At 67.1% G+C, this 560-nt stretch carries 1 pseudogene; it reads right to left on the bottom strand.

Annotation, left to right across the window (positions count from 1 at the left end):
- Nucleotides 1-560: pseudogene (locus tag CAP_RS43330) on the bottom strand (right-handed parallel beta-helix repeat-containing protein); the annotation flags it as partial.

The raw sequence follows: 560 nt of genomic DNA, 5'->3' as shown, positions 1-560 counted from the left end.
CTGCACGCTGCCGCCGCCGACGCGGTGGAAGATGTTGTTGTGCATCTCGATGCTCTCGATGCCGTCGAAGGCGTGGATCGCCGCCGACGAGCCCTGCATCAAGAGGAACGTGTTGTTCACGAACCGGTAGCGGCCCCAGCTCTGGCCCGTGCCGTCGCCGCCCACCCGCACCGCGAACTGGGTGTGCGTCTTGCGGAACACGTTCCCCACCACGTCCCCGTCCTCGCGCGCCAGGTCCTCGTCCTGACCGTCGGGGCCGATCAGCTCCAGCTCCTTGTAATGCCCGCCCTCGATCCAGTTGTAATAGATCTCGTTGCGCTCGGCCCGCGACTTCACCGCGTTGCCACCGGTGGCGTCGTGGATGTAGCAGTGCTGCATCCGGAACACCGAGCCGGGATAGGCCGACTCGTCGGTGGCGATGTACACCGGGTGCCGGGTGGTGCCGGAGCCGGAGTTGTGGACCTCGACGTACTCCATGAGCAGCGAGCCGGAGTCGGAGTCGGCGCCGAGGATGCCGTGGCCGGGGCAGTGGTGGACCACGGAGTCGCGCAGGGTGATGT

It is taken from the genome of Chondromyces apiculatus DSM 436 (genome assembly GCF_000601485.1).
Lineage (GTDB): Bacteria > Myxococcota_A > Polyangia > Polyangiales > Polyangiaceae > Chondromyces > Chondromyces apiculatus.
This window is presented reverse-complemented; position numbering and strand designations above follow the sequence as displayed.